This is a genomic window from Staphylococcus sp. HMSC14C01, from assembly GCF_001808085.1.
GTDB classification, from domain to species: Bacteria; Bacillota; Bacilli; order Staphylococcales; family Staphylococcaceae; genus Staphylococcus; species Staphylococcus hominis.
The window spans coordinates 1-26,064 of the sequence record NZ_KV792011.1 but is presented as its reverse complement, the minus strand read 5'-3'; the positions used below and the strand labels follow the sequence as shown (position 1 = coordinate 26,064).

The window sequence follows — 26,064 nt, the reverse complement described above, 5'->3', positions numbered from 1 at the left end:
ACTTCTGATAATAGAAGGCATAAAGTGAAACTATAGTTAAATCATATGCACTAGGGGTGTTTTAAAACTGAGATGAGGTGTAACCTCAAACCCTTTGAACCTGAACTAGCTTATACTAGCGTAGGAAAGTGTCGTATAAAATAAGATGACCTGTTGAGATGTGTCAAACTGTTCTCAATAATGATAGATCTATTTTAATGCAACTTTCCTAATGTGAAGGTTGCATATTTTTTCGCTGTAAATGAAGTAAATGGAGGCACGATCTTTATGACGAGAACAGTATTAGTAACGGGAAGTAGCCGTGGTTTAGGTGCGGTCATTGCAAAAACATTAGCTACACAAGGATTTGAAGTAATCATTAATTACAATCAAAGTCGTGAAGCGGCTGAGGCACTTGCAAAGGAGCTTGGTGACAAAGCTATCGCAATTCAAGCAGATGTCACACAACGTGATGAAGTTGATCGTTTAGTTAATGAGGCAACACATCATTTTGGAAAAATTGACGTTGTGGTCAATAACGCATTAGTTAATTTTAAATTCGATCCTAATGCGCAAAAGGCATTTAAAGACTTAGCATGGGAAGACTATCAACAACAAATTGATGGTACCCTAAAAGGCGCTTTTAATGTTACTCAAAGTGTCATTCCGCAATTTATAGAACGTGGTTCTGGTGCCATTGTAAGCATTGGCACAAATTTGTATCAACATCCCGTTGTCCCATATCATGAATACACAACAGCTAAAGCTGGATTGATTGGATTCACGCGTAATGTTGCAGCCGAATTAGGGCAATATGGTATTACTGCTAATGTAGTGTCAGGAGGATTGCTTAAAACAACTGATGCTAGTGCTGTCACTACACCAGACGTTTTTGATTTAATTGCACAGACTACGCCATTACGTAAAGTGACTACCCCACAAGATGTTGCTAATATGGTTGCTTATTTAAGTAGCGAAGCAGCAGATGGTATGACTGGTCAAAATATTACTGTCGATGGTGGTTTAACCATGAATTAATATATAACTGGTCTTCCTTATCTTAGAATAGAAATAAAATGAACATTGGAGTGAGAAATTAAATTGACCCATCAACATCAACTTCATCTCGGTATATTAATCTATGGATGTGGTCATCATCAAGCTGCTTGGCAACTTCCCAATTCAAGTATTGAACGTATCGGTGATATTCAATACTATCAAGAATTAGCTCAGTTATCTGAAAAAGGGTTGTTAGATGTAGTCTTTTTCGCAGATAATCAGTCTTTTATCCCTAGCTATACTTCTATGCCAAGTTTTTGGTTTGATCCACTGATTAACTTAACTGCTATATCTCAAGTCACACAACATGTTGGATTAGTTCCTACCATTTCAAGTACATTTTCTAATCCATTCACTGCAGCACGTCAGTTACTTAGTTTAGATCATATTAGTGGTGGACGAGTGGGATGGAATTTAGTCACTTCCATGACAGATGCCGAAGCTCAAAATCACAGCATGGACCATCTACCCAATCATGATGAACGCTATAAGAAAGCAGAAGAGTTTGCTCAAGTCATGAATGGATTGTTTGATTCTTGGCATACTGAAGATTTCAAACCAAATCGGCATCATCATACAATGATAAATCGCAATATCAAACCGCTTCACCACAATGGCAAATATTTTCAAGTTCATGGACCATTAACAACACCAAGTAGCATTCAAGGAAAACCTGTGGCGATGCAAGCAGGTGCATCTAAACAAGGTATTGCATTAGCTACAAAATATGCAGATGCAGTATATTCTGTTTCTTGGAATATGAAGCAAGCAAAACGTTATCGCGAGCGCTTAGATAGTGAAATGGCACAACATGACCACAAGCGTTATATTAAAGTCTTTCCTGGACTAGTCACTTATGTAGGTCATACACATGAAGAAGCATTGAAAAAGAAAGCAAAACTTGATCAACGACTTCCTATCAAAGCCGCTTTAAAGCAACTCAGTTTTTTCATTCAACAAGACTGTAGTCAGTGGGAATTAGATGCTCCTGTGCCTAAACTACCTTCTTTAGAAGAGTTTAACGGTCCCGTCGGTCGATATGAAACCATCTTAGAAATTATTCAAGATAAGCAACCTACTGTCAGAGAACTGCTAAGTTACCTTAATGCGGGGGGTGGACATCTGACACTCATAGGTACGCCAAAAGAAATTGTAGATGAAATGGAACGCTGGTTTAATGCGGGTGTTGCAGATGGATTTAACTTAATGCCACCTTCTTTACCAGATAGTTTAGACGACGTGGTTACACTCATTGTACCTGAATTACAACGTCGTGGCTTATATCGACATCAGTATAAAGGTTCTACACTAAGAGAACACTTAGATTTAATTTAATATTAAAATCATTTATCTAATATATTTTATCCAAACCATATAGTAGAAATTGTAGAAATTAACGTAAAAAGCGATGGTATTAACTTAGGAATACCATCGCTTTTATATATCATATTATTAATATTTGTATGGATCGTTATCTTTTTCTTCTTGAAGCTTTCTTGCTTCATCTTGAATAAAATCATTACTTCGTTTATTCGTTTTATGATTTGAATAACGTTGATCACGATAGTCGTCATCATTTGAATCATTTACGTGTGTATCGTGGTATCTTTCATTATTATTGTCCGCTGCTTGATCTTTATTTGAATAATGATCTTTAATATAACGTTGTTGTTGTCTTTCTTCTTCTTCATTCAAAATGAATGCATTATTATTTGCATTTACATCATGATGGTCTCTTCTGTAATGATCATTATAACCGCCATTGCCATACATGTCATGCTTAGGTTTACGAACAAGTAACATAATACCAGCAATTAACCATAAAATTAAACTAATCCAGTTTGTAGCAATCGCTAAAATACCTGCAATAATTAATAAGATACCTGCAAGTTTAGGTTTTTTATTAATTAAAATACCGCCAATAATTGCAAGAATTAATGGGATGAACGCGCCCCATGTAAAGAAATTAAATAAACCACCTAATGCATCCATACCATTATTTATTTCTGTTATAGAAACCTCATTGCCTTGTTTTTGTGTTTCATTAATAATTTGTTCTTTAAAATCAGCATTACCAATAAAGGGTTTAATCATTAAAAACATAATTGCAACTAATGCTTGAATCGCAACACCTATCCAAGTAAGAACGTGTTCCCCTGTACGTTTAATGTTATTGTTACTATTTCTATTTGTTGTATCATCATATTGTTTTACCATTATTCCGCCTCCTTTTTTTATCCTTATACCCTACTGCCTAAAGTCTTACACTCATTTATATATAAGAATGAGGATTTCTTTTTACTAATATATCAACGATGAATGAGACGATAATATACACGAGACGTCATTACATACATCAAAGCATAGATTATCATTACAAACACTAAGACACCGATATAAGTTGTTAAAAATAATTTTATATCATTAACATCTAAAATACCAAGCAAAGTATAAATCATTTTAGAAGCACATAGTACATGTATCATAGATATTATAATAGGTAAAGTAAAAATAATAACTACTTGGTCATGAATAACAGATTTAATTCGTTCTTCTTCTAAACCTACTTGACGCATAATTCGATAGTTTTTTCGATCTTCATATCCCTCAGCAATATTCTTATAATACATCATCGTAAATGTGCCAATCATTAAGACTAAAGAAACAATAGTGCCAACAAAAATGAGACCACCATAAATATCAAACATTTCCTTATTTAATTCATCTTTTTTATCAATTTGAATATCATATTGTTTCATCAATTTAGAATTAATATGATCTATGGACTGTGTATCATGTGTTTTAAGATTAAAAGCAATGTATGAGTTAATATTTGCTGTTGTTTGATAATAATAAATCAATTGACGTTGTTGATTTACATTATGAGTAACAAGCGTGACTGCTCCTGGAAATGGAAATGAAAAATGATCTCCCTTTAACTGATTTGTTTTAAATGTTTGATTCATTAATTTGATATGGTTTAACTTTTGAAACATGAAATGATTCGTTAATATTCCCATTTCATTATGTTTAAGTCGTAGATTCGTATGATTGATTGTATTGTAATCTTGCTGATTCATTACAATTAAATATACACTATTTACATCCAATGGACTATTCTCATTATCTCGCTTTACAAATGTACCCTTTTTATAAGTGACTGCGACACTTCCACTTGTATATTCTCTGAAAGCATCAACATCAACATATCTCTTAATCTCGTTTTCTAGCTGACGTACTTTGTGTTTACTCGTAGTACTATGATGCACATCTCCACTCAATTCAATACGATATTGTGTTGGCATTAAATGATTCGCACGTTGGTCTACACTACGATATGTAGCGACGCTCATTCCTAGAGTCACAATAAGAAAAGTACATAGCATGGTTAAACTAGCCAAACCGATAGAATTAGAATTCATTCTTGAGCGTAAACCAGAAATAGTAAAAAAATATTTAGGTCGATAATAAACACTCGGAATCTTTTGAAGCCAATCTATCACTAAAACACTCAGTGATATAAATAAGCAATACGTTCCTATTGTCACTAAAATAAGGGCAATAAAAATATTACGTAGTGAAACCAAAATGAGTGTATCTTTTAAGGCAATCATATAACTGTCACCAACAGTTATGATTCCAACAATCAATAAGATATAGAGTAAAGGTTTGGGCCATTGTTTTTCCGTTGGATGTTGCTGCTGTATTAACTTAATAGGACTTTGAAAAGTGATTTTTATATTGTTGACAATAAATAAAAATAGCATCATTATCGCTAACATCAACAAGGTGTATCTCATTGCACTTATATCAAATGGATATTTTTTCAAAGATACATGCGTATACCCTAATATTTTATTTAACGACATATAAGTTAATGCACCAAATAAGTAACCACCTATCATACTCAGACACCCAATGATAATATATTGATAAATTCCTTCTATAAACAACATTAACCTAAAATGCTTTTTTTCCATACCAAGAATCATATTCATAGCCAGCTCTTTTTGACGACGTCGCATAATAAAACGATTAGCATAAAGAATAAAAAGTAGTCCAAACAGACACATAAAAAAATTTCCGATACCAATAAAAACTGGAATAACATCACTATGCTTATGAATCGAAGCATTCATGTTTAAGGATAATAAAATAAATTCAATACCAAATAATGTACTGATTACTAGAATAAATGGAATCATAATATGTCGCTGTGTTTTAAAATTCTGAGTGACTAATGTCCAAAGCAAGCGAAAGGTCATTTTAATCACCTCTTTCGTGAAGCATTGCTAAACTATCAGCAATACGTTTTTGAAACTCTGATTGTAGTTCCTCCCCTCGATAAATTTCATGATATAAACGGCCATCTTTAATGAACAAAATACGTTTGGCATAAGAAGCATCCACAGCCGAATGTGTCACCATTAAAATGGTTTGCTCATTTTTATTAATATCTCTAAATAGTTCCATAATCGTTTTAGATGTTTTAGAATCAAGTGCACCTGTAGGCTCATCTGCGAGTAACAAATCCGGTTCATTAATCAGTGCTCGACAGATAGCCACGCGTTGTTGTTCTCCTCCTGATATTTCAAAAGGATATTTATTAAGCAGTGGTTCAATATGTAATTGATAACTTAAGCGATAGAGACGATGACGCATCATCTGATGTGAGCGATTCGCAAGTACAAGCGGCATTAAGATATTATCTTTATTTGTCATTGTCGGCAAAATGTTAAAGTCTTGAAAGACAAAACCTAAATGATCTCGACGGAAATATGCGATTTCTTTATTACGCAATTGACGGATATTTTGCTCGTCAATCGTTATCGTACCTTCAGTAGTTTTATCATAAGTTGCAATTAAATTAAGTAAAGTGGATTTCCCAGATCCAGATTCACCCATAATTGCTACAAATTCACCCCTATCCACATTAAATGAAATGCCATTTAATGCGGTAGTAGCATTCAGACCTCTCCCAAATGTTTTTTTTACATTATTCACGTCTAACAACATGATATCCATGCTTCCTTTCTTTTCATTAAACTCTTTAATTTATCACTTACTACTATCATAAAACAAAAAGAAACCAGTAACATTAATCATTTCTTAAAAATGTTACTGGTTGTCCTTACATTATTGAAAGTTTAATTATTTTCTGGGAAATGTATGTCAAATGTAGTTCCTTCATTGAGCGTTGAAGACACTTCTACTTTATGATGTAAATGTGCCGATATATGTTTAACAATAAATAATCCAATGCCACTTGAATGTTGATGAAGTCTTCCGTTATAGCCCGAGTAGCCTTTATCGAAGATTTTGGGAAGATCGGCTTTACTAATTCCTACACCATTATCTCGTATAGATAGCACACGATTTTCGTTGTTAAACGTAATCCAAATGTCTTTACCACGTGCATATTTCAAAGCATTATTAAGAATTTGTTCTATCATGATTGTACACCATTGAACATCAGTAAGTACTTCATCTTCACAACGTGTGTAATGAATGTTTGTTTTTTGGTCGATGAATTGAATCGAATATTTCATAATAAGAGGTTTAACGAGATCATTAATGACTACTTTCGAAAAGGACATATCCGTTTCTTGATTCATTAATTTTAAATAGCTAAGTGCAAGACTCGTATAGTTATCAATTTGTATAATTTCTTGACGCACGCGATTCACTACATTATCTTCATTTCTTTCTAAAAGGAGTTTCGAAGCGGTAATAGGTGTCTTCATTTGATGCACCCATGTTAAAAAATAGTTCTCAACATTGACTTGGTATGCAGATTGTTCATTTTTTACACGTTGTAATTCATCTTCTAAGTCAGCAACTTCTTCTTTTAAAGACACTGCTTCTTGAAATCCACTAAGTTGAATCAACCAAAAAATAATCATTATGAAAAGAATAATTGCCATACCTAGAAAGAATGCGTTGAAAGGCAAATTAAAAAGAAAGAAAATCACCAAAAAAAGTAATAGAAATAATGCTACTATCATCATTTGATGACGTATCGATTTTATAAATGCTTTTAACATCATATTTACACCTTATACCCTACATTTTTCTTTGTCTCAATGAAATCAACAATACCGATAGATTGCAGTTTTTTACGTAGGCGTGTCATATTTACTGCTAACGTATTATCATCAATAAAATTCTCCGATTCCCAACATTTTTCAATGATTGCTGTACGACTGACATATTTCCCTTCATTTTGAAATAATTTATTCAAAATTTGTAGTTCAGTAAACGAAAGTTGTACAGAGTCATCGTTGTAGTAAAGTGTGGCTTCATCAACAACGAGCTTACACCCTTTAACAGTAATCTCATTATTTGAAACCGTTAAATCATATGTTCTACGTAGCAATGCTTGAATTTTCGCTATAGTAAGTGATAAATTAAATGGTTTTTCAATAAAGTCATCTCCGCCCATTTGAATTGCCATAATTTGATCCATATTGTCAGTACGCGAACTAATGAAAATAATTGGGACATTAGATACTTTACGTATCTCTTGGCACCAATGATAACCATTAAATGTAGGTAAATTAATATCTAATAACACAAGTTCAGGTTCTGAAGTTTTAAATTCTTCGAGAATATTATCGAACTGCTTAGCAATACTCACTTCATAGTTCCAATGTGAGAGTTCATTCCCTAGACTTTCTGCAATGACGACATCATCTTCGACAATCAATACTTTCATTTTTTTCATCCTTTATTTTGCGTCATGATCATTATTGTCATTAGAATTAGACATTTTATTTTTTTCTTGTTCAAATTTATTTTCTTTATGTTTTGTTTTTTTCTTACGTTTTCTTTCTTCCATAATAGATAATGCGATAAATACAACTATCAGTAAAGGAGATAACATTACGAATATCATTATTGATTCACCTCTATATATTTATTAATGACATGATTTCTTTAACTTTATTTTAACGCTTTTTCTTTAAATTGAATATATTCGAGATTAACTGTTTCATAAAAAAGTAAGGAGCGAGATTCGAATTCATTTTGAATACGCCGTCTCACTCCCATGCTTCTTTTACTTTTAATCTTCTTTATTTAAAATATACTTTCTAATATCTTCTATGGTGATCGCTTCTTTAATTTGTCTTTTGATATCATTGATTTTTGCTGTTCTTCCCATACTTCCTGCCCAACTTTTAGGACTATGCTGTTCCCAATCATCTAATTCTTTAAATAGTTCTTGTAATGTTGTCATATGTTTACCACCTTTTTTAATTTGGGTAAATAAAATAGCCCTCCTTAAATAAGAAGCGCTTGTCGACATCTTCTTATCTTTCAGGAAAATCCTGTTGGATGTAGCACCTCACGCAAAGCGCAGTTGCTGAAGTTTCATAGGGCCAATTCCCTCCACTTACTCTTAATAAGATCAAACTATTTTATTTAATACTATTGTAACATACATTTTCAATTCTTTATATTAAATTGATTTATTAAATCATAGAATATGATAAGTTAATAGTTTTTTACAATACCTTAAACTAAAGTTTACTAAATACTTACTTCAAATCAAATAAAGTTTCTTAATATAAAGATGTAAGTAATCTATATTTTACATATTAGGGGGCTTTTTTAATGATGAGTTTCATCAATAAATTCGGAAAAACCACAGTAGCAACTTCAATCCTAGCTGCTTCAGTATTAGGTACAACACATGTGTCATTTGCATCTGGTGCTGGACAAGGTGCTCAAGGTCAACAAGGTCAAGATGGCGATTACATGGCCATCGGTAACACTAAAAATCCTAAAAATGTGATTTTCATGGTTGGAGATGGTATGGGTCCTTCTTATAATTCAGCTTACCGTTATTATGCAGATAATCCTAATACCAAAGAATTAGATCAAACTGCTTTTGATAAATATTTAAAAGGGACTAACCGTACTAACCCTAATGATCCTAAAGAAAATGTAACTGATTCAGCTGCAGGTGGTACAGCTTTCGCTACAGGTCATAAAACATATAATGGTTCAATCTCTGTAGATAATGATAAAAAACCTTTAAAATCAGTATTAGAATATGCTAAAGAACAAGGTAAATCAACTGGTTTAGTGACAACAGCAGAAGTCACTGATGCAACCCCAGCTGTGTATGCGGCACATGTAGATGATCGTGATAAAAAAGATGAAATTGCACAACAATTTTATAATGATAAAATTAATGGCCAACATAAAGTAGACGTTATCTTAGGTGGAGGCTCTAAATACTTCGGTAAAGAAAATGGTAATTTAACTGAGAAATTCCAAAAAGATGGTTACGACTATGTAACCAATAAAACTGACTTAGCTAACTCTAAAAATGATCAAGTATTAGGTTTATTTGCTGAAAAAAATATGCCGTTACAAATTGATGCACCACAACAAAATCCATTATTAGCAGATATGGAAGACAGTGCATTATCTAAATTAGAAAAAAATGATAAAGGATTCTTCTTAATGGTAGAAGGCGCTTCAATTGATAAATCTGGTCATCCTAATGATATCACTGGTGTCATGTCAGAAATGAGCGGTTTCGATAAAGCATTCCAAAACGCTATCGACTATGCGAAAAATCATAAAGATACATTAGTTGTCGCAACTGCTGACCACTCAACTGGTGGTTTATCCATCGCTAAAGGTAAAGATTATGTATGGAATCCAGACGCTATTCATAAAATGAAACATTCTGGCAGTTACATGACTGAACAAATTGCTAAAGGTAAAGACCCTGAAACAGTGATCAATGAAGGTTATGGTGTCGACTTCCCTGAAAAACAATTAGATAAAGTTAAAGATGCAGCGAAAGAATTAAAAGACGTTAAAGATAAAGCTAAAAATGACGATGATCCAAAAATTGCAGAAGCAACAACAACATTACAAGACGCCATCCAAAAACCAATTAACGATGCATCTCATACTGGTTGGACAACATATGGTCACACTGGTGAAGATGTAAATACTTATGCATATGGTCCAGGTGCTGATAAATTCCGTGGTAACATTGATAACACAGATAGCGCGAAAAACATCTTCGACTTCTTTGGTCAAGATGTAACGTCTAATCAAAATCAACAATAATATGTAGCTCATAGATAAGACGCTCTCTATAATTGAAGAGCGTCTTGTTTTATAGTCAGATAAATCACTTTAGCAAGTAATGACCTGCTAAAGTGATTTTTTACATCATTATTTCATTTCTAAATTATCTTTAATTTTTTGTTTTACTTCATTTAAGCTATCTTTATTGGAATAGAGCTTAAAACTGGTATATCAAGGTCTCGTTTGATATCTTTTTCAATTATGTATTTTTTTACTTAGTAATATTTTTAGTTGTAAATGATTTAATTATAATTAATTCTTTCGTATATCAATACATTAAAACAAAAAACCGAGATATTTCAATCTTAGAAATATCTCGGTTTATATGATTAATATTCAATATTTGGCATTTCGTTTACTTTGTTTTGATATTTTTTGAAAGCAATATAGCCTACAAAACCAATAATAGTTGTAACTAAAAGTTTTTTCATTATTGTCACTCCTTTTAATTTTTAGCGTACATTAGATTTGTTTAATCAAAAAACAAGTCTAGACTAAATATATTATACACTCATTTGGTATTATTTTTAAAGTCAATCGAACAAATTGCGTTATATTTATGTCATTTTAGAGAATGTATTGACAATAATATCTAATTTTTCATCACAAATAAACAAATATATATCGCAACAAATTCTAAGAAAGTAAAAAGATAAATATATTTTAAATTCAGCTTTTCTTTAAGTGGTACCTCCCAATGTGGATACTGACGTTCATAATAGACATTTTGAGTAAAAAATAATCCTAAACCAAATGGAATATAAGTAATGATGTTTTTATACTTTGACTCTAACTCTATTTTATTAAGAAAATGTCTCATCAGCACTTGCAATATAATGACAATAACTAAGAGGAGTAGTATGTGAATCATTTTATTAATCGTACCCCTTTCACAAATAATATAACAGTGGCTTGTAATAACACTATAAGTACAATAAAAATTAACACTTTTTAAATTGATGGCATCAAACACGTGATACGTAATCGTGTTAATGGGTATGTAAATAACCAAACCATATGAAATCTCAAAACACGTCCTACAAATATTCCTATTCCATTTAGAAACTTTAAAAACAATACTAAGTAATGATTAAGGTCATATATTAGAAGTATAATGTGATAAAGTTATAAATATAAAGATTATATAATTTATTGCAAAGGAAACACTTATTAAGTAACTATGTAAATACTGCCTATTCAATTAAATCAATAACGATATAAAAATATGTCCTTACAATATAACGTGGTGTTACATTCTACACTACTTTCTTTCTATAAATAAATTAAGGTTAGGAAAATAGAATGCTAACACGTGATATCTTAACATTCTACTTTACTCTAACCTCTTCTATATTAAATCGTGTACTTTCGAATTGCATTATTTATAACTGTTGTAAAGGAAGACATGGCTAGCGCTCAATTGTTTTCATTTTTTATGTACTTTTAACAAATAACCGTTATGCGTGAAAAATATTTATTAACAATCTAGTGTTAATTCTAATTGACCTCCCTTAACATTTTATAATGTAATCTACAATATTATTTGGTTTTATTACAGTCAACTATCCTATCGTACGTTGTACATTAAATGTAAATATATTTAATTCTTTTGAAATAAGTTGAATTAACTTTTCATTGTTATTGATCATAGACAGTATATTTTCTCCTTAAAATGGTATAGAAACATCTGAACTTTCAATATACATCAGTTTAGCTTCTTTTTTAAGATTCTTTTTCATCTTTTAAATGTTTAATATCTTGAAACCCTTCTCGATAATTCGATAATTCTTCCATAATCGCATACCAATCTTTTCCAACTTTTTGGAACGTTTGTTGCATTAATTCATCTTGTGCTTTGTTTAATTTTTCTACTAGTTTACTTCCTTTAGGCGTGGGAAATAATTGCTTTACTCTTCGATCTTCTTCAGATTGTTGTTCAATAACTAATGCTTCTTCTTTTAACTTTTTCAATGTTGCGTGAGACCCTTGCTTTGATATTTCTAACGTATTTAGTAACTGCTTAATCGTAATACCAGGCAATTTATTGATAAAAAATAAAAAGCGATGATGTTGTCGACTCATACCATATTTTTCGATAATTTCATCTGCAGTCGTCACAAACGTTTTATAAGCGAAATAAAATAGCATGTGCTCATAATCATTTTTATTTCGATCCATATTCACTCGTTCCTTTTCAAAGTCATTATTAATTATTATAGTAAATTTTCTAACGACTTTCATCAAAAGGTCAATAATGTTGACTTTATTTATAACCAGGCTTATCCTATATATGTAAACAAAAGCAATACAAAGGTGGAATTGAATATGAAACAACGTGTAGGACAATATTTAATGGATGCAGTACATGAAGCAGGTGTCAATAAAATATTTGGTGTGCCAGGAGATTTTAATCTAGCATTTTTAGATGACATCGTCAGTCATGAAGGCGTTGAATGGGTTGGAACAACGAATGAACTAAATGGTGCTTATACCGCTGATGGTTACGCACGAATGAATGGACTAGGCGTACTCGTAACAACATTTGGCGTTGGCGAATTAAGTGCTGTTAATGGTATTGCAGGCGCTTATGCAGAACGTGTTCCGGTCATTGCTATCACAGGCGCACCAACAAGAGCTGTTGAAAAGGCAGGCAAATATGTGCATCACTCTTTAGGTGAAGGACACTTTGATAGTTATCGACACATGTTTGAACCTATTACTACTGCACAAGCCTATATTACAACTGAAAATGCAACAACTGAAATTCCTAGAGTAATCAATGCTGCAATTCAAGAACGTCGACCTGTACACATTCACTTACCAATCGATGTAGCAGTGTCAGATATTGAAGTTGAACAACCATTCAAAGTTGAAAAAACACCTCAACAAGATGTATCTCAATATGTAGATATGGTGGCTGATAAGTTACGTTCAGCTAAACAACCATTAATTATTACTGGTCATGAAATCAATAGTTTCCATTTACATGATGAATTAGAACAATTTGTAAATAAAACGAATATTCCAGTTGTTCAATTATCGTTAGGTAAAGGGGCATTCAATGAAGAAAACCCACACTATATGGGTATTTATGATGGAGAAATTGCTAAAGATGACATTAAAGACTATGTCGATCATAGCGATGCTATTTTAAATATTGGTGCCAAATTAACTGACTCAGCTACTGCAGGCTTTTCATATAAATTTGATATTAACGAAGTGGTCATGATTAATCATCGTCTATTCAAATTAAACGATACGATTGATAAAGAAATTATATTGCCTGAATTCTTAGAAGCGTTAAGTACGATAGATTATACAAATAAACATTCATTCCCTTCTTATCAACAACCAAAATCAATTGACTATGAATTAACTGATGATACGTTAACGCAAGATATTTACTTTAAAATGATGCAAGACTTTATTGGCGACAATGACGTATTAATCGCTGAACAAGGGTCATCCTTCTTTGGAGCTTACAGTTTAGCTTTACCTAAAAACATGTCATTTATTGGTCAACCTTTATGGGGTTCAATTGGTTACACATTACCAGCTACATTAGGTTCTCAATTAGCTAATCCACACCGTCGTAATATCTTATTAATTGGTGATGGGTCATTCCAATTAACTGTTCAAGAATTATCAACAATGATTCGCCAAGATATTAAACCTGTGATTTTCTTAATTAATAATGATGGTTATACTGTTGAACGTCTCATTCATGGTATGGAAGAGCCATATAACGATATCAACATGTGGGATTACAAAGCATTACCCAAAGTATTTGGTGGAGATACTGTACAAGTACATGACGTTAAATCTTCAAAAGATTTAAAAGAAACGTTTGATGATATTAATAACCATCCAAATCACATGCACTTTACTGAAGTCACAATGAAATGGGATGACGCACCTCAAACACTACGTGATATCTCTAAATCATTTGCTAATCAAAACAAATAATGGATATTGGGAGAACATTTAAATAAATCAATTAAGAGCGACTATATATGTCAATAATACATATTTAGTCGCTCTTTTTTATAAACTTTTTTCATTTAAAAATTTATTATCGATCACATCTTTTGTAATATCCTGTAAATGTTTGATATTCCATTCACTTTTTGAATCATACTGTAGTCCATGTTTCTCTGCTAATTGTGATGTGTAATCATCAAGGTTATAAATTTTAAAATGTTGTCGTGTTTGTTTATTGGTAGGACGTGCTTGTTCGTAATGATTGACCATGCTTGTCCATTTAACATTTTCTAAATGTACACCTTTAGGTTCTTTTACTACATCGAAGTTTATCCTTCCTAACAATTGATTATTTTCATCTCCACCATATTGTCCATTTAAAAAATTACCTAAAGAATAAGCTACCAAGGTTTTATGGTGATGATCTTTTGCTTTAACCCACTTTACTGGTTGAATCACATGTGGATGCGTGCCAATGACGACATCTACACCCTCATTTGCAAATAATTGAGCGTACTTCTTCTGTGTTTTATTTGGTGTATGGTGATTTTCATTTCCCCAATGTGCCGACACCATGACGACGTCGCTTTGTTGTTTTGCTTTTCGTATATCATGTTTAATAGTAGCTTCATCAAACGTTTTTACTGTATATGGATAGTTTGAGACCATATCATTTGTTCCATATGTATAACTTAATACACTGATTTTCACGCCATTTTTAGAAATGGTATGTACACGATTCGCCTCTTTTTTCGAATTGTATATCCCTGTAAACAATACGTTATGATCAAATTTTTCCCAAGTCTGTATATGATTTGTGATCCCTTGATCTCCTTGATCTAAGGAGTGATTATTTGCACCATTAATCACATCGAACCCTGTTGCAACAATGTCACTTGCTACCTGACTAGGTGTATTGAATCGTTTAAATCCAGAATATGGAATATCATCCCCACCAAGTGGAGACTCCTGATTGACAAAAGCTAAGTCAGGCCTAGCTATGTCTTTCTTTATATTAGAATACATTGGCTTAAAGTTATATGTACCATCTGAATATTGTGCATCATGATATACGACAGGATGAATTAAATTATCTCCCACTGCTACTACCGATATTTTTTCACTATTATTTTCAACAAGAGCCATACCGCATATCAGTGAAAATACTAGAAAAATAACAACCGAAGTTATGTAATATTTGTACACTAAACTTACGCTCCTTATTGATTTAGAGTAGATTCTTTTATATTCACGAAAAACCTAAAATAATTAATACTTGTAATTATTTTAAAATACTCAAAATAATAACTCAAATTAGTTTATGAATTAAAAAAATAAGAAATAGAAAAAGTATCTATTTCTTATTTTTGGTTATCTATCCTTACTAGATGTATCAACATGTTTGATGGGTTGATCGATGGCACTTGCTAATTTGAAAGTTTAGTTTTAACTGTAGTGTTCATTGGTTACTTAACTTTATTCGTTGTAGGTATTGCTGGTTTTGTCTATACTATTTTAGCTATTCTTGCAATGAATAAGGGCGAAGATTTTGTTGTTCCATTTACGATTGAAATCATTAAATAAAACGAAATATCCCTTTGTGACGTATCATCACAAAGGGATATTTTTTTATTTCTCTACTAACCATTCAATGGTACGTTCAATTGCTTTGTCCCAAAAAGCATAATCATGTTCCCCAGGTCCTTCTTCATATTTATAATTGATACCTTTTTCATCTAAATATTTCATAAATCGTTGATTATCATCATATAAGAAGTCTTCTGTGCCACATTGAATAAAGAGTTCTGGAAGTGTTGCGCCTTTATCAACCGCTTCATCCACTAAGTGATAGGTATCTAACTCTGTACCTTTAACTTTTAAAGCTTCACCGGCAATGGCTTTGGGATCAAAGTCATTCCACTCAATATCGAGTAATGATTGTACATCACATACCGCTGACAATGGCGCTGCTTTAGAAAATAAATGGCTTTGAGTTAAAGCGAATTTTATTGTTCCGTACCCCCCCATTGAATGACCTGCAATAAAATTATCTTCTCTTTTTTTAGATACTGGTAACACTTGATGTGCATAATTGTAAATTTCTAATATATAGTCATAGTAGCTATGACCAAAAGCCATATTCGCATAGCCACTGTGATCTGCATTCGGCATAATCACTGCCAACTGATGTGCTTCTGCATAACGTTCGATACTTGTGAAACGCATATACGATGTCGCATCACTTGATAAACCATGGAGCAGTAATAACATTTTTAAAGGTTTTACAGGTTCATGTTGTTTAAAAAAGCTATCGTCTTCTGGAACGATGGCTGTAAACGATTGATTCATCCCAATCGTAGGTGATTTATAATTAATAGTCATAAATGCCATATTGTTTCGTCCTTCCATTTTATAAGTATGATATCTATTTTACACTTTTTGTAGACTAATGGAACGTTTTTTAATATAAAAAGACGCTAGCCAAATGACTAACGTTTTTGTCAATAAATTGTTTCACGTGAAAACATTATATATCTTCTCTAAATAAAGGTTGACTCATACATCTTGGACCTCCACGACCACGTACCAATTCACTGCCTTTAATTTCAATCACTTTAATCCCTTTATCACGTAATAATTGATTAGAGACATAGTTTCTATCGTATGTTACCACAACGCCTGGGCGAATACATAATGTATTAGATCCATCGTTCCACTGTTCTCTAGCACCGTCTATGACATCTCCATTGCCAGTAGGTATAAATTCTACGTCATCTACACCTAATGCATTGGCTAACGTTTCTCGTAGCTGTCTAGAGTGTGTAATTTTAATATCATCTTTCATTTTATCTTGTTCAATTGTAAAGATATTCATGTGATTCTCTTCTTTAAAAATAGCTGCATGCACTGTAAATTTGTCATAATCAATCATTGTAAATACAGTATCTAGATGCATAAATGTACGACTATTGGGTATTTCAATCGCAAGTACTTTTTTAAATGTAGTATAGTCGTCTTTAAATATATTTCTTGCTAGTCGCTCAATGGCTTCAGCTGATGTACGTTCTGAAATACCGATAGCTAATACATCTTTAGAAAGCACAAGCTCGTCTCCACCTTCGATGTTAAACGGTGATGTACGATCAAGCCACACTGGTATATCTGCATCTTTAAAACGTGGATGATATTTTAGAATATACGTCATAAAAATAGATTCACGACATCTTGCGCGCCAATACATACGATTGATCGACATACCTCTACCAATACTTGCTTGAGGATCCCGTGTAAAATATAAATTGGGCATCGGATCTAAATAGAATGGATAACGATCATCTAAATATTCCACTAGATGCGTTGTTTCAAGTTGAATGTCCTCTTTACGTATCCCAGACATCATTGTTTCAATTAATGCTTGATTTGATAATGTTGAAAAATATGTTTTAATTTCTGTCTCATGACCTAAAATTGTTTTTTGAGATTCTGATAAAATATCATCAATCAATTGCTGTCTTACATCTTCATTTTCAATCGCTTCAGCAGCAAGTTGTTCTAGATAAACGACTTCTACCCCTTCACTTCTAAGTGTTTCTGCAAATTGATCATGCTCTTCTTGTGCCACTTTTAAATATGGAATGTCGTCAAACAACAATCCACTTAAATGATCAGGTACTAAATTTTCTAACTCTTTACCTGGTCGTTTTAATAGCACTGTTTTTAATGTACCGATTTCATTATTAACTTGAATTGGCCCCTTTGTCATTTGTATTCCTCCTTCAAGTAAATGGTATATTTATTGTAATTATCATGAAGCAGTGGTTCATAATATACATTTCATGTATATAATTCTATCGTAGCACTAAATGTTAATTTCCAATAATAAAACCTTTTAATTATCGATCAGAAGACGATTTTAAAATTTTAACTTGAAATACCTTTATATAATCATTTAATATTTATTCGCCTATGTGTATAAAAAATGATTGAAGCGAATACGTTCACTTCAATCACCCATTTAATTCATTGCTTTTTGTACTGTACTATAGCCTAATACGACGCGGTCTACTTTACCTTTATTAACATCAAACCAAACTGTCATACCATTTTGTTTAGGTTGATAGTAATAAATACCTGTTGTGTTGTTGTTACCATTATCAATTTTTTGTAGCTCTTTACTATATACTTTTTTTAGTTGTGTTAATGAAAGTTGACCTTTGACTTCCATATCTAATAACGAGGCAGTTTTACCATCTTTAGATACATTTCTGAAGTATTGATCATATTTCAATACCGATTTATTAGATGTTGTCGATTTAATTTTAATGCCATTAAATTTAACATTTTCAGCTTTAATCGCATTTTTAAAATTTTTATCTAATACGAATGAAGCATTTTGACCCGCATAACCATTATAGTTGTAATATGATGACGTTGCTGCGTGTGCAGTCGGCTGTTGAACAAGTGCACCTGTGACGCTAGCACCTAATAGTGTACTAAACGCTATTGTTGTAGCTACACATACTTTTGTTGTCTTTTTCATATACGTCTTCCTCTTTCTCTTTAAACTACTCATATCATACTTCATTACTCATATCTATACAATCATTATATCAATTGGTTATCTATTTAAATATTTTTTTATAAAATTGTGTTATACTATAAATAGGAGTAATAGTTCTATTTACTCCTTCATAAAAAGTTATACTACGTCATAACATTAGACCACGAGTTTACTTCCCCTTTGTTAAACTTGTGGTCTTATGATATATAAATTCATTATTTTAATTTTTAAATATAAGATTTATTTATATTATGAGAAACCACTTCCTAAAATCGAACGTATGTTCTATAATATTATCGAGGTGGTTTTAATGATTCCTGATCAATACAAACATGAAACAGATTATCGTAACATTCCTAGAGAATATTTAGACGCTAATATACCACAAGGACGTGGCATGATTAAGTGGGCACCTTTTGCAGTGATGCCTGAACAATATGAACGAATAAAAACTTTTATCGAAAATCAAAATAAAATAACGATGCCCTCTTTGTCGGATGATCAATTCAATATTCTGAATAGACGATTAATCGAAAAATATACAACTCATCAACTCGCTATGATTAGTTATTTTAGAAATGGTACGATTCATTCTATTGCAGCTTATATTAAACGTATTGATATTTTAAAGCGGTATATTACAATTAGTAATGAGAATGGCTCACAAACAATGCAACTCGAATTTGCAGTATTATGTCACATTGAATAATAAAAACGAGCGAGAATTGAACTCAATTCCGCTCGTATTTATCATTTATTTACTTGTTGTGACACCTTCATAGCCAATATTTACTTCTACTGTTCTTCCATGTGTGATAACAAAAGAAACAATTAATCCATCTTTCTTAGGTTGATATTCGAAAATACCACTTTTTTTATCACTTGGAGTACCCTTTACCTTTTTAAAATCTGAGCCATACGCTTTTTTCAATTGATTATATGTCAAATCTCCTTTAACACTAAATTGAACTTTATTCGCCTTCTTGCCATCTTTACTTACACCAGTAAATTTTTGGTTATATTTTTCAAGTTCTTTATTACTATGCGCTTTTTCAAATTTTATTCCATTCATTGTTACATTTCCATATTTAACTGCTTTAATAAACTGTTGATTTGTTACAAATTTTGCGTCTTTATCAACATATCCGTTATATACATAATATGGCTTTGTAGCTGCATGAGCTGTATCCTCGATTGGTAAAACAGTTGTACTTACGCCTAATACTGTCCCAAATGCTAAAGTAACTGATGCTATAGATTTAACTATTTTATTCATGATTGTCCTTCTTTCTCTAATGGATTTTTATTTCACTATTATTATCTCATACTCTTTGTCTTAATTCACTGTACTTTAGATGTATCTATCACAGAATTATGTAAATAAAATGTAATATGATTTGGTTATATAAATACTACCTATTTGTTGAACTTTGATTATAATAAATTAAAGAAATGAATTAAAAATGGAGGACTATCATTTGAAAAAAATATTAGCAACTATAGTCATTATATTACTTGTTGTGGCATTAGGATTCTCAGTCTTTTTTGCAGCCACTCATTCTAATCAATCTGACCCAAATCAAACACAATCTACTAAAAAGAAAGATAAAAAAGAAACTACTTCTGAAAGTCATACAGTTCAATCTAATGAAACAAGTCAGTCTGACAATGGTACCACTGCGCAATCTGAGTCAACAAGTCAATCAATACAAGAACAACAACAAACGACACAACGTCCCTCTACTGTTCAGACTACACAGCCAAAAACAAGCGAATCATCAAACACATCACAACATCGTTCAGAAAGTAACACATCAAAACAACCCACATCTCAAAGCACAGAAGACAAACCATCTTCAGAGCAAACATCAACTGAACAACCTTCAACAGAAGAAAAACCTTCATCGCAACAAAGTACGCAGTCTTCTACTGAAAGTCATACTCATCGTAGTAGTGAATCTAATAACAAATCTAATTAAAAATAATAGCCTGACTGATAATGATGTTTCATTATCAATCAGGCTCTTTTATTTTCTATTCTGTTACTTTACTTTCTTCTACACGTTTCGCAATTTTAGTCATAATTGGATCTAAGAATGGTTTAGCAATAAATCCTATTAAAAAGAAACCAAGACCGAAGAGTCCAAATATGATTAATTTTGTAATTAAAATTTCTGGTACAATACCACCGACTACTTCACGTAAACAATCAATTAAATACGTAAATGGTAGGTACGGCGAAATGTTTTGGAAGAACTTAGGTAGTGTAACTACTGGGAAGGTACCACCGCCACCTGCAATTTGTAATACTAAAAGAATAATCGCTACGGCTTTACCTGGGTTACCCAGTATAGATACACATGTATAAACAATGGTATTAAACACTATGGCTCCAAAAAGTGCAACAAGTACAAACAATAATGGTGATTCTACTTGTGCATGAAGTAAGAATAAGTCACCTGTTGTAACAATAAGTGTTTGTAATATTCCCATTGTCATAAAGAACATCCCTTTACCAAGATATTCTTGACGTTTCGTTAATTGATCAGCAAGTTCTTCATGTTTATTATTTACAGTTAATAAACTTACTAATAATAAAGCACCTACCCAAATAGATAATGCCGTATAGAATGGTGTCATACCTGAACCATAATCTCTGACTGGGAAAACATCAACTGTTTTCTTATTGATTGGATTCGCGATAACATCTGCTTGTTTTTTCAAATCATTTTTTAGACTATTAACAAGCTTATCTACTGCATCATCATCGTCCAATTGATTGAATATATCATTAGCCTTATTTAAATCTCTTTCGATACCAGGTAATTTTGTTTGTGCAAAGTTCGCTAAATTCGCTAAAGCTTCTTTTGCTTTTGGCTGATTCTCATCTAATAAATCTACTGCATTATCATACTTATCAAATAATGTTGGTAAGTTAGCATTAACAGTAGCTGTTGCATTCGCAAGACGTTGTTCTAAATCAGGTAAATCATTACGTACAAAGTCTGCAGCTTTTGCTACATTTTTTCGTACTGTTGGGAAGTAATTTTTAGCAGTTTGAGTTGCTTCAATATATCCCGCTTCAAGTGATGGTAATTCACTTTGAAGTGTTGCAATACGAGTTTGACCATTACCTACAATATCTTGACCTGCTTGAATCACTTGATTAATCGTATTTAATTTAGATTGCACATCTGATAATACAACTTGGCCTTCACTTAATTGTTTTGTAATATCATTAGAAACTACAAGTAAACGATGATTTAAATTATCTTTAATGTAATCTCTATAACTACCTAAACCAGAATTTAAAGCTGGCAAGCTTCTTAATACATTAATAGACTCCGCACTACCTTTACCACCACTTGATAATGCATCAATCAATTGGTTAGTAGAACGTAACGTATCATTAATACGGTTATTGGTACTTTCGATTCGTTTAATTTGTGGTGCTAAATTCACATGTTCACGTTGTTGTAATTCTTTTAATACATCAATCAATTGTTGATTGTATTTTGAAGTGTTTTCTAAACGTCCTTTAATATTTCGAAGCATGTCATTATATTCTGTTGGACGATTAGAGGCAATGACACCATACGTTATATCTCTTAATGCTTTTACATCAGATTGTGATGCCTTAGCTTGCTTATCAGCATTTGAAGATAATGCAAGTAATGCTTCAGCAAGTCCACTATTCATTGATTTAACATCTTCATTCGAAAGAATCTGACCATTAGGTAATTGATCATTATTCGAACTATTACTTAGTTTTTGAATCGTATATTGAGGCATACCGTTGTCATTAGTTGTCGCACTTTGTTGTCGTAAATTATTATTCACATTACCATTAACTGCTTGTGCTCGCCTAGTTGCCTCTTGATAATCACCAACACGTTGCTTAGCCATACCTAAATAACCTTGCGCATCATTAAGTTGTTGATTCGCTAAGTCTAATCCTTGACTCGCAATATCTACCCCTCTATTAATTTTAGGGAATGTCTGAGGAATATCATCTGCTGCTACATTCACTAATTTCTGAATGTTAGGCATATATTCATTCAATGCGAGAATTAGTTTTGCTTTTTGATTTAAAGAAGGAATCGCTGCATTGACATCATTTAATTTTTGTTGAGCATTTAAAATATCATCTTTATAGTTATCTAAATCACGGAATTGATTCGCATATTGATCAAGCTGATCTTGATGATCATTAAGATAAACAATTCTATCTGCAATTTTATTCAATTTAGGTAAAGATTGATGGGCAGCATATACTGCATTTTTAATTTTATCGATAGTTGGTACTTCGTCTTCAATTTGAAGACCTACTTTATTTGCTTCTTTCAATAATGCTTTCGTTACAGTAGTATTAAATTGTTTATTGGCTTCATCAACAATAATTGTCGAACCGGTATCAGTCATTTTAGGGGCGACAGCATTAATTTTTTGGTTCACTTTATATGTAATATCTGCTTTTTCCGGATGTTTACGAAGTGTTCCCGTAATTTGATGTGTAAATTTCTTAGGTATATAAATTCCTGCATAATATTTACCCATTCGTATTTCATGATCTGCTTTCTCCCGACTGACAAATTGCCAATCAAATTTATCATTGTTCTTCAATGTGTCTTCGAGCGTATTACCTACATTAATTTTCTTACCTCGAATTTTATCGCCTTGGTCTTCGTTTACAACTGCCACTTTAATATGACCTGTATTACTATATGGATCCCACATTGCCCATAAATTAAACCATGCGTAAAATGAAGGTAAAATTGCCAAACCGCCTAGAATTACCCAAGCAGCAGGTGTTTTAGCGACACGCTTTAAGTCTGTCAAAAATAATTTAAACGCGTTCTTCATTTTCACTCTCCTAAAAATGAAATATTAAGAATTTATATCAATATGATTTAAAACATTGTTTTTTATATCGTAGAATTAGTATAATACTTTTATCACGAATGCCATAATTAGTTGATATACGTCAACAATTAAAATGGTACTCATGCATTATAGCAGAAAATAATTTTAGCGACAAAGCTAATGCTACGTTAAAATACGATAGAAATCGTCTGACTTAAGACGGATTTATAAAATATATTATACAAAAGTAAGGAGCGTTTATTGATGTCGAAGCAAAAATTCATGATATATTTGCTAACTACAACTCTGGTTTTACCAACATTTACGTCTAGTGTTGCTCAAGCTGAAGAGACTACAAAACAAACTAAAACATCTGAATCAAATAATGAGGATTCAACTTCTACATCAGAAACAACACGTACTGAAAGCAATGAAACTCCATCTTCAGAAGATTCAACTTCTGATAGCTCTGATAATAATAAAAAGCCAGACTCTCAGTCAAAAGAAAGTCAATCAGACACAGTTTCAAATGAAGATGCCGCTTCTCATTCTAAACCATCATCAACACATTCGAAAAATAATCGTTCATCTCATACTAAAGATGAAGACACGTATCATACACCATTATCTGTATTTAACATGAATGGTTCAAATCATTCATTCTCATCAAACTTTTTAGATCCTAGTCACTTTGAAAATGGCTTTAGTTTAACAAGTTTGATTTCATCTTTATTCCATTTTGATGATGATATTTCTAAATATGAACATGTTGAAAGTGATTCATCTTCATCTAATACTAATGATGACAAAAATGCAACGAATACAACTTCTTCAGATGAAGATAGTACTGAATCATCACATCAACACACAACAATTGATCCATCACCTCAAGACTCATCTGATAAGTCAAATAGTCATACCACACCATCAAATCAATCTGAGGTACTAACAGAAAATAATCAGTCAGATCAATCGTCTGAGTCATCATTTAAATATAGTAACAGTAATGACAATCATTCAACTGATGATTCTAGCGTAAGCAAAGCCTTAGATTCATTGAATCAATTAGCTTCAGATTTAAATGATTCTAATACTAATGAGTCCTCGACATCTGAAAATAGCAATCAATCAACATCACAGCAAACAACAAAAAATACAACATCTCAAACCTCTCAAGAAGAGCAAGCAACACCTAATAAAGATCGTCAACAATCAGAGGATGTACTAGATGCACTTCTTGATAAATATAGTGATAAAGCAACACAAACACATAAAGACTATACATCATCTAAAAAAGACAGCACATCTCAAGCATCACAAAGTGAAGATTCAAAAAAAGATACATCAACAACTCAAGACCAACTAGACACAAATAAAGACAATCCGCAATTGCCAACGGAGAAACAACTAAAACATAAACAAGAAGCACCACAATCATTTGAAAATGATTTTAAACAAAGTAATACACGCGCTATAAGTTTATTCCAAGATGTACCACAATTAGATGGGAACAATGTTACTAATGGAGATATTGCAGTAGTAGAAAATAAAGCAACACGTGAATTTATTACATCTATTGCTAAAGATGCGCATAAAATTGGGCAAGATAATGATATTTATGCTTCTGTTATGATTGCGCAGGCTATTTTAGAATCAAGTTCAGGTAATAGCGCTCTTGCACAAGCACCAAACTACAATTTATTCGGTATGAAAGGTAGTTATAAAGGTGCTTCAGTTAACTTCAATACACTTGAAGCTAGTAGTAATAATAATATTTTTAGTATTAATGCTAGTTTCCGTAAATATCCAAATCTTAAAGCTTCATTAAAAGATTATGCTGATTTAATCAAACATGGTATTGACGGTAATCCTACAATTTATAAATCATCTTGGAAAAATATTGCACCAAGTTATCGTTCAGCAACACGTCATTTAAGCCAAACTTATGCGACTGATCCAAACTATGCAACGAAATTAAATAGCTTAATTGAACATTACAATTTAACTGATTTTGATAAAAAACACATGCCTGATTTAGATAAATACTCAACATCAACAGGAAGTAGTGGCACAGATGTTTCAGGAAGTGCATTTAAGCCATTTTCAATTTCAGATGTTGCTTCACCGTATCCATATGGCCAATGTACTTGGTATGTGTACGAACGTGTTCAACAATTTGATAAACATGTAGGCGGTCATTGGGGCGATGCACATAACTGGGATAATAGCGCTGAAGACGCAGGGTATAATGTAAGTACAACCCCTAAAAATCATACAGCAGTTGTATTTGAAGCAGGCCAATCTGGAGCAAGTGCGTTATATGGCCACGTTGCTTTCGTTGAAAAAGTCAATGATGATGGCTCAATCATTATTTCAGAATCAAATGTAAAAGGATTGAGTATTGTATCATATCGTCAAATTGATGCGGATACTGCCTCATCTTTACACTACATTCAACCTAAATAAATGCATAACAAAAGAGGCTGGGACATAATTCCTAACAAAAT

Annotated in this window: 22 protein-coding genes, 1 pseudogene and 2 riboswitches; of the genes and pseudogenes, 8 read left to right on the top strand and 15 right to left on the bottom strand. The window is 32.2% G+C overall.

Annotated features, from left to right (window positions below; translation table 11 throughout):
- Window positions 1-42: 42 nt before the first annotated feature.
- A riboswitch (TPP riboswitch) is annotated at window positions 43-144 on the top strand.
- A gap of 123 nt (window positions 145-267) precedes the next feature.
- The gene (locus HMPREF3131_RS00550; RefSeq protein ID WP_049382134.1) at window positions 268-1,017 is read left to right on the top strand and encodes a 3-oxoacyl-ACP reductase; all 750 of its coding nucleotides are present in this window, start codon (window positions 268-270) and stop codon (window positions 1,015-1,017) included.
- Between the two features lie 63 nt (window positions 1,018-1,080).
- Entirely contained in the window at window positions 1,081-2,373 is a 1,293-nt protein-coding gene (locus tag HMPREF3131_RS00545; RefSeq protein ID WP_049419649.1) for an LLM class flavin-dependent oxidoreductase, read from the top strand.
- A gap of 117 nt (window positions 2,374-2,490) precedes the next feature.
- On the opposite strand, the gene HMPREF3131_RS00540 is transcribed toward HMPREF3131_RS00545, so the two are convergent.
- From HMPREF3131_RS00540 to HMPREF3131_RS11245, 7 genes are all read right to left on the bottom strand, one after another.
- Window positions 2,491-3,255, bottom strand: coding sequence for a DUF4064 domain-containing protein (locus tag HMPREF3131_RS00540; RefSeq protein WP_049419650.1), 765 nt, complete (start codon window positions 3,253-3,255; stop codon window positions 2,491-2,493).
- Between the two features lie 92 nt (window positions 3,256-3,347).
- Window positions 3,348-5,303 (bottom strand): ABC transporter permease, encoded by a 1,956-nt coding sequence (locus tag HMPREF3131_RS00535; RefSeq protein WP_070436319.1) that lies wholly within the window; start codon window positions 5,301-5,303, stop codon window positions 3,348-3,350.
- 1 nt (window position 5,304) lies between these two features.
- Window positions 5,305-6,054 carry an ABC transporter ATP-binding protein gene (locus tag HMPREF3131_RS00530; protein WP_049382136.1) on the bottom strand — a complete coding sequence of 250 codons (750 nt, stop codon included), beginning with the start codon at window positions 6,052-6,054 and terminating at the stop codon, window positions 5,305-5,307.
- Between the two features lie 131 nt (window positions 6,055-6,185).
- On the bottom strand, window positions 6,186-7,082 hold the full coding sequence (locus HMPREF3131_RS00525) for a sensor histidine kinase (protein WP_049434768.1): 897 nt from the start codon (window positions 7,080-7,082) through the stop codon (window positions 6,186-6,188).
- 5 nt (window positions 7,083-7,087) lie between these two features.
- Window positions 7,088-7,753 (bottom strand): response regulator transcription factor, encoded by a 666-nt coding sequence (locus HMPREF3131_RS00520; RefSeq protein ID WP_049419652.1) that lies wholly within the window; start codon window positions 7,751-7,753, stop codon window positions 7,088-7,090.
- Between the two features lie 12 nt (window positions 7,754-7,765).
- On the bottom strand, window positions 7,766-7,933 hold the full coding sequence (locus tag HMPREF3131_RS11250) for a hypothetical protein (protein ID WP_170076289.1): 168 nt from the start codon (window positions 7,931-7,933) through the stop codon (window positions 7,766-7,768).
- A gap of 168 nt (window positions 7,934-8,101) precedes the next feature.
- Window positions 8,102-8,275: a hypothetical protein gene (locus HMPREF3131_RS11245; protein ID WP_019834604.1), complete on the bottom strand. Its 174-nt coding sequence runs from the start codon at window positions 8,273-8,275 to the stop codon at window positions 8,102-8,104.
- 70 nt (window positions 8,276-8,345) lie between these two features.
- Window positions 8,346-8,447: riboswitch (SAM riboswitch) on the bottom strand.
- A 208-nt stretch (window positions 8,448-8,655) separates the two neighbouring features.
- Between HMPREF3131_RS11245 and HMPREF3131_RS00515 the strand changes: the two genes are divergently transcribed.
- A complete protein-coding gene (locus HMPREF3131_RS00515) occupies window positions 8,656-10,131 on the top strand; it encodes an alkaline phosphatase (RefSeq protein ID WP_049420727.1) in 1,476 nt (491 codons plus the stop codon).
- Between the two features lie 350 nt (window positions 10,132-10,481).
- Here the strand turns inward: HMPREF3131_RS00515 and HMPREF3131_RS10905 are convergent, their stop codons facing one another.
- Both HMPREF3131_RS10905 and HMPREF3131_RS00505 read right to left on the bottom strand, forming a co-directional pair.
- A complete protein-coding gene (locus HMPREF3131_RS10905; RefSeq protein WP_017175470.1) occupies window positions 10,482-10,583 on the bottom strand; it encodes an SE2200 family small protein in 102 nt (33 codons plus the stop codon).
- 1,291 nt (window positions 10,584-11,874) lie between these two features.
- Window positions 11,875-12,330, bottom strand: coding sequence for a MarR family winged helix-turn-helix transcriptional regulator (locus tag HMPREF3131_RS00505; RefSeq protein ID WP_048761850.1), 456 nt, complete (start codon window positions 12,328-12,330; stop codon window positions 11,875-11,877).
- Window positions 12,331-12,477: 147 nt separating this feature from the next.
- On the opposite strand from HMPREF3131_RS00505, the gene HMPREF3131_RS00500 reads away from it, so the two are divergent.
- Complete coding sequence (locus HMPREF3131_RS00500; RefSeq protein ID WP_061544096.1) at window positions 12,478-14,118, top strand: alpha-keto acid decarboxylase family protein; 1,641 nt, start codon at window positions 12,478-12,480, stop codon at window positions 14,116-14,118.
- Between the two features lie 78 nt (window positions 14,119-14,196).
- Here the strand turns inward: HMPREF3131_RS00500 and HMPREF3131_RS00495 are convergent, their stop codons facing one another.
- Window positions 14,197-15,279 (bottom strand): CapA family protein, encoded by a 1,083-nt coding sequence (locus tag HMPREF3131_RS00495; RefSeq protein WP_080979420.1) that lies wholly within the window; start codon window positions 15,277-15,279, stop codon window positions 14,197-14,199.
- A gap of 303 nt (window positions 15,280-15,582) precedes the next feature.
- Here HMPREF3131_RS00495 and HMPREF3131_RS00490 point away from each other — a divergent pair.
- A pseudogene (locus HMPREF3131_RS00490) lies at window positions 15,583-15,717 on the top strand (DUF4870 domain-containing protein); the annotation flags it as partial.
- Window positions 15,718-15,762: 45 nt separating this feature from the next.
- Here the strand turns inward: HMPREF3131_RS00490 and HMPREF3131_RS00485 are convergent.
- The 3 genes from HMPREF3131_RS00485 to HMPREF3131_RS00475 all read right to left on the bottom strand — a co-directional run bounded on the left by HMPREF3131_RS00485 (window position 15,763) and on the right by HMPREF3131_RS00475 (window position 18,673).
- Window positions 15,763-16,524, bottom strand: coding sequence for an alpha/beta hydrolase (locus HMPREF3131_RS00485; protein WP_049379403.1), 762 nt, complete (start codon window positions 16,522-16,524; stop codon window positions 15,763-15,765).
- A gap of 136 nt (window positions 16,525-16,660) precedes the next feature.
- Entirely contained in the window at window positions 16,661-17,896 is a 1,236-nt protein-coding gene (arcA, locus tag HMPREF3131_RS00480; protein ID WP_049419657.1) for an arginine deiminase, read from the bottom strand.
- Between the two features lie 252 nt (window positions 17,897-18,148).
- A complete protein-coding gene (locus HMPREF3131_RS00475) occupies window positions 18,149-18,673 on the bottom strand; it encodes an immunodominant staphylococcal antigen IsaB family protein (RefSeq protein ID WP_019834626.1) in 525 nt (174 codons plus the stop codon).
- A 331-nt stretch (window positions 18,674-19,004) separates the two neighbouring features.
- Between HMPREF3131_RS00475 and HMPREF3131_RS00470 the strand changes: the two genes are divergently transcribed.
- Window positions 19,005-19,403: a YolD-like family protein gene (locus HMPREF3131_RS00470; protein ID WP_070436318.1), complete on the top strand. Its 399-nt coding sequence runs from the start codon at window positions 19,005-19,007 to the stop codon at window positions 19,401-19,403.
- A 45-nt stretch (window positions 19,404-19,448) separates the two neighbouring features.
- On the opposite strand, the gene HMPREF3131_RS00465 is transcribed toward HMPREF3131_RS00470, so the two are convergent.
- Window positions 19,449-19,970, bottom strand: a complete 522-nt coding sequence (locus HMPREF3131_RS00465) for an immunodominant staphylococcal antigen IsaB family protein (RefSeq protein WP_049419659.1) — start codon at window positions 19,968-19,970, stop codon at window positions 19,449-19,451.
- A gap of 202 nt (window positions 19,971-20,172) precedes the next feature.
- Between HMPREF3131_RS00465 and HMPREF3131_RS00460 the strand changes: the two genes are divergently transcribed.
- Window positions 20,173-20,673, top strand: coding sequence for a hypothetical protein (locus HMPREF3131_RS00460; RefSeq protein WP_049419660.1), 501 nt, complete (start codon window positions 20,173-20,175; stop codon window positions 20,671-20,673).
- A gap of 55 nt (window positions 20,674-20,728) precedes the next feature.
- On the opposite strand, the gene HMPREF3131_RS00455 is transcribed toward HMPREF3131_RS00460, so the two are convergent.
- On the bottom strand, window positions 20,729-23,557 hold the full coding sequence (locus tag HMPREF3131_RS00455) for a YhgE/Pip domain-containing protein (RefSeq protein ID WP_070436317.1): 2,829 nt from the start codon (window positions 23,555-23,557) through the stop codon (window positions 20,729-20,731).
- A 264-nt stretch (window positions 23,558-23,821) separates the two neighbouring features.
- Between HMPREF3131_RS00455 and HMPREF3131_RS00450 the strand changes: the two genes are divergently transcribed.
- Entirely contained in the window at window positions 23,822-26,023 is a 2,202-nt protein-coding gene (locus HMPREF3131_RS00450) for an amidase domain-containing protein (RefSeq protein ID WP_070436316.1), read from the top strand.
- The last annotated feature ends 41 nt before the right edge of the window (window positions 26,024-26,064 follow it).